General features: G+C 66.8%; 6 protein-coding genes. 3 read left to right on the top strand and 3 right to left on the bottom strand.

Features of this window, described 5'->3' with window-relative positions; all coding sequences use genetic code 11:
* Positions 1-544: SDR family oxidoreductase (locus tag VIR09_RS20765; RefSeq protein ID WP_332014567.1), on the top strand; the 544-nt coding region annotated here is incomplete at its 5' end.
* A gap of 46 nt (positions 545-590) precedes the next feature.
* Here the strand turns inward: VIR09_RS20765 and VIR09_RS20760 are convergent.
* Both VIR09_RS20760 and VIR09_RS20755 read right to left on the bottom strand, forming a co-directional pair.
* The gene (locus VIR09_RS20760) at positions 591-1,370 is read right to left on the bottom strand and encodes a HEAT repeat domain-containing protein (protein ID WP_332014566.1); all 780 of its coding nucleotides are present in this window, start codon (positions 1,368-1,370) and stop codon (positions 591-593) included.
* Positions 1,367-1,897: a MarR family transcriptional regulator gene (locus tag VIR09_RS20755; RefSeq protein ID WP_332014565.1), complete on the bottom strand. Its 531-nt coding sequence runs from the start codon at positions 1,895-1,897 to the stop codon at positions 1,367-1,369. Before VIR09_RS20755 ends, VIR09_RS20760 begins: the two co-directional genes overlap by 4 nt.
* A 125-nt stretch (positions 1,898-2,022) precedes the next feature.
* On the opposite strand from VIR09_RS20755, the gene VIR09_RS20750 reads away from it, so the two are divergent.
* Positions 2,023-2,538, top strand: a complete 516-nt coding sequence (locus tag VIR09_RS20750; RefSeq protein ID WP_332014564.1) for a GNAT family N-acetyltransferase — start codon at positions 2,023-2,025, stop codon at positions 2,536-2,538.
* A gap of 38 nt (positions 2,539-2,576) precedes the next feature.
* Entirely contained in the window at positions 2,577-3,035 is a 459-nt protein-coding gene (locus tag VIR09_RS20745) for a VOC family protein (RefSeq protein WP_332014563.1), read from the top strand.
* A gap of 46 nt (positions 3,036-3,081) precedes the next feature.
* On the opposite strand, the gene VIR09_RS20740 is transcribed toward VIR09_RS20745, so the two are convergent.
* Positions 3,082-3,892 (bottom strand): TRAP transporter large permease subunit (locus VIR09_RS20740; RefSeq protein WP_332014562.1); only part of this gene is annotated, 811 nt, incomplete at its 5' end.

Genomic DNA, 3,892 nt, shown 5'->3' with positions numbered 1-3,892 from the left:
GCTGGCGGCCGAATTGCGCCAGGCCGGCATCCGCCTGGACGCAGTGTTCATCAACGCCGGCGTGGCCCGCTTCGCGCCCCTGGCCGAAGCCACCGAAGCGCTCTGGGACCAGACGTTCTCGACCAACGTCAAGGGCGCCTTCTTTCAATTGCAGGCGCTGGACCCGCTGCTCAATCCGGGCGCGTCCATCGTGCTGAACGGCTCGATCAACGCCCGCATCGGCATGCCCGCCTCATCGATCTACGCCGCCAGCAAAGCCGCGCTGATCTCCCTGGCCAAGACCTTGTCGGCGGAACTGCTGCCACGCGGCATACGCGTCAACGTCATCAGCCCCGGCCCCGTCGCCACGCCGATCTACGACAAGCTGGGCCTGGACGCCGCCGCGCTGGAAAAGACCGCCGCCAGCATCCGCGCCCAGGTGCCGCTGGGCCGCTTCGGCACGCCGCAGGAAATCGCTTCCACCGTGCTGCACCTGGCCTCGCCCGAGTCCGCCTTCATCGTCGGCACGGAGATCATTGCGGACGGGGGCATGAGCCAGTTGTAGGCCCTGGCCGGCCGGCTTGGCGCGGGCTTATCTGCCGGACCAGCGGCTAGGCTCCGATGGAGCGCAGCGCGCGCTTGCAGATGCGTTCGGTCGCCTCGGCCGGCTTGCCTTTCGACCAGCGCGCACAGACCTTCCGCACCCAGTCCGGCTGGTCCTTGCTGGCGTCGTTCAGCCAGTTCGCCACCGAGTCCTGCACGTAGACGGCCGGGTCGGCCCGCAGCGGCTCCAGCAGCGGCAGCGCCCTGCCGGGATCGGCCTTCAAGGCTGCAATGTGCGCGCACCAGACCCCGCGCGGCCGCAGCGACTCGCTGGCGTAACGGCGCACGCGTTCGGAGGAATCCGCCGTCCAGGGCCGCAGCAGCTCCAGCGCCGTGTCCAGCTCGGCCGCCAACTGCGGGCGCAGCGCCAGCCAGGCCCATTCCCGCACGCCGAAGTGCGCGTCGTCGGCCAATGGCTGGATCAGCGCCAGCCGCTGCTTCAAGGTCAGGTCCGGCATGGCGCCGACCATGAAGCAGGCCCAGCCTCGAACCGTATCCGAACGGTGGTTGCGCAACTGTTTGAAGGCGTCCCCGCCCAGGCCATCCTGCAGCAGATGCGCTGCGACGGCCATGCGCTTGGAGATCCCCATCGCTGCCTGGGCACGCAAAGCGGCGACGGCCTCGGCGCCCACCTGCGGAGCGGCCGCCTGCATCAGTTCGGCAAAGTCCACGGCCAGGCATTCGGTCAGGTTGCCAGCCGGTTCGCCCGCGTTCAACTGCGCCAGGCGTTCGGCGCTGATGTCCTTCACGCCCCGGCCCGTCGGCGCGGCGGGTGTCTTCTTGCTCATTGCATGGCCTCCTGTCGCGCGACCCGGCCCGCGTCGGTGCCCTGCCAGATCTTGCCCAGCAGCACGCGCAGGCTCGCCCGGTCCGCCGGGCTCAAGCCCGCGAACAAAGAGCCTATCCAGTCCGTATGTTCTTCGAGGAGCCTGCCGGCCTCGGCCCGCCCCTTGGCGCTCAGCTTCACGATGATCTTGCGCCGGTCATCCTTGCCGGCGCGGCGCGCGACGAATCCATCGCGCTCCAGGCCGTCCAGCAGGCCCGTGACCGTGGCCCGCGTGACACCGGCGCCATCGGCCAGCTCGTGCGGCGACATGCCGTCAGCCTGCTCGTGCAGCAGGAACAGCAGCACGAACTTCCCTTCCGACAATTGGCGCGGCGCCAGCCGGGCGGCGCAATCCCGGTCGATGGCCTTGGCCAGCGACAGCAGCTGAAAGCAAAGGCCTATCCCGTCCGCCGATGGCAGTCCGCGTTTGGCAGCGACTTCAAGCAGCGCGCGGTGCTTGGGTTCCAGCATGTGTTGGGTGTCTTGCATGGGTAATCTGACCCTGTGATTCTCGACGCAATAATAATAAGGCGCCTAACTATATCCCGGCAAGCCGGACACGCCGATTCGAACCGCTATCATCCTGGCTACCTCAGCAGTGGACTATTGAATCCATGCCCCTACCCACCCGCGTGACCCTGCGCCGCATGCAGGAAGATGACATCCCCATGCTGTTGGCCATGGAATCCGATCCCGAAGTCATGCGCTACAGCACCGGCGTCAAACCGGCAGACCAGGCACGACGGCAAGAGCTGCTGGCATGGCTGCGCGAACCGCTGAGCCGGCTGGGCCATTGGGCGATCGCAATCGATGGCGCCGCGGTGGGCTGGGTGAGCCTGGTCCCTCTGGCAGGCACGGACAGCATCCAGCTTGCCTATCGGCTGCAACGCGCGGTTTGGGGACGGGGGTATGCCAGCCAGGCAGCGAAGCAGTTGTGCGAATACGCCTGGCGCGAGCTTGAGCTGGCCGAACTCGTCGCGGTTGTCTGGCCCGACAACCAAGCCTCCGTGCGTGTCCTGGAGAAACTGGGCTTCACGTTCCGGGCGCGCGAGCGCCACTACGGCCGCGAAACCATCGTCTATGCACTGCCGCGCCCTGCCGCCGAATCCGACCTATCATTGCGGCCCTGATCGCCGCCCGCCTGGACCTATTCCTACAGAAATCCGCCATGAACTACCCCGTGCTTCCCGCGTCCGAATTTTCCGCCGCCCGCGTCGTGCCCGAGCTGCTGGTGTCCGACTTCCACAAAAGCCTGCATTTCTGGTGCGGGCTTTGCGGGTTCTCGATAGCCTACGACCGCCCGGAAGACCAGTTCGCCTATCTGGACAAGAATGGCTCGCAGGTCATGCTGGAGGAATACGGCCACGGCAGGAACTGGATCACCGGCCCGCTGGAAGCGCCGCTGGGACGCGGGATCAATCTGCAGATCGAGGTGCCCGCGATCACGCCGATCGTCGACGCCTTGCGCGCCGCCGGCTGGCCGCTGTACATGGAACCCGAGGAGAAGTGGTACCGCGCCGGAGCGACCGAAGTCGGCGTGCACCAGTTCCTGGTGCAGGATCCCGACGGCTATCTCATCCGCTACTCGGCGGGCCTGGGCAGGCGCGAGGTTCAGCCGGCGGCTTGAACCACGTTTTTGGAGGCGGCGCGCCCGCCGCCTCCGACCAAGACCTTCATCGGTACAACACCGTCGGCAGCCACATGCCGATGCCCGGGAACACGTACAGCAGGAAGATCGCCACCACCTGGATGCCCATGAACGGCATCATGCCCAGGAAGATCTGGTTCAGCGTCACGTGCGGGGGCGACACGCCCTTCAGGTAGAAGGCCGACATGGCGACCGGCGGCGACAGGAAGGCCGTCTGCAGGTTCAGCGCGACCAGCAGGCCGAAGAACAACGGGTCGATGCCGAAGGTGTTGAGCAGCGGCACGAAGATGGGCATGAAGATCACGATGATCTCGGTCCATTCCAGCGGCCAGCCCAGCAGGAAGATGATGATCTGCGCCAGCAGCAGGAACTGCAGCTGCGACAGCCCCAGCGACAGCACCCATTCCTCGATGATGCGCTGTCCGCCCAGCAGCGCGAACGCGGCCGAGAATATCGACGAACCGACGAACAGCCAGCACACCATGGCGCTGGTCTTGGCCGTCAGGTACACCGATTCGCGCAGCACCGGTAGATTCAGCCGCCGGTACGCCAGCGCCAGCAGCGCACCGCCCATGGCGCCCATGGCCGCGGCTTCGCTGGGGGTGGCCAGGCCGAATGCGATGGATCCCAGCACCGCCGCGATCATCACCGCCAACGGAAAGAACGAGGACATCAGCATCTTGAAGATTTCCAGCCGCGCCCACGTCAGCATCGCATAGAACAGCACCAGGATTGCCGCGCATATGGCCGCGAAGATCCAGAAGCCCTGGGGTGCGGCAATGCCCTCGTCGGCGGCTGCCGGCGTCTGCGCGGCGGCGGATGCGGCTGGCGCGCCC

The organism is Achromobacter sp., assembly GCF_036567245.1.
Taxonomy (GTDB): Bacteria; Pseudomonadota; Gammaproteobacteria; order Burkholderiales; family Burkholderiaceae_B; genus Achromobacter.
Note: the sequence above shows the minus strand (reverse complement) of the source record. Positions and strands in the feature narration are given on the sequence as shown.

Coding starts and splice junctions, on each gene's coding strand:
- VIR09_RS20760 (WP_332014566.1), bottom strand. CDS start 1,370: ATGAGCAAGAAGACACCCGCCGCGCCGACGGGCCGGGGCGTGAAGGAC.
- VIR09_RS20755 (WP_332014565.1), bottom strand. CDS start 1,897: ATGCAAGACACCCAACACATGCTGGAACCCAAGCACCGCGCGCTGCTT.
- VIR09_RS20750 (WP_332014564.1), top strand. CDS start 2,023: ATGCCCCTACCCACCCGCGTGACCCTGCGCCGCATGCAGGAAGATGAC.
- VIR09_RS20745 (WP_332014563.1), top strand. CDS start 2,577: ATGAACTACCCCGTGCTTCCCGCGTCCGAATTTTCCGCCGCCCGCGTC.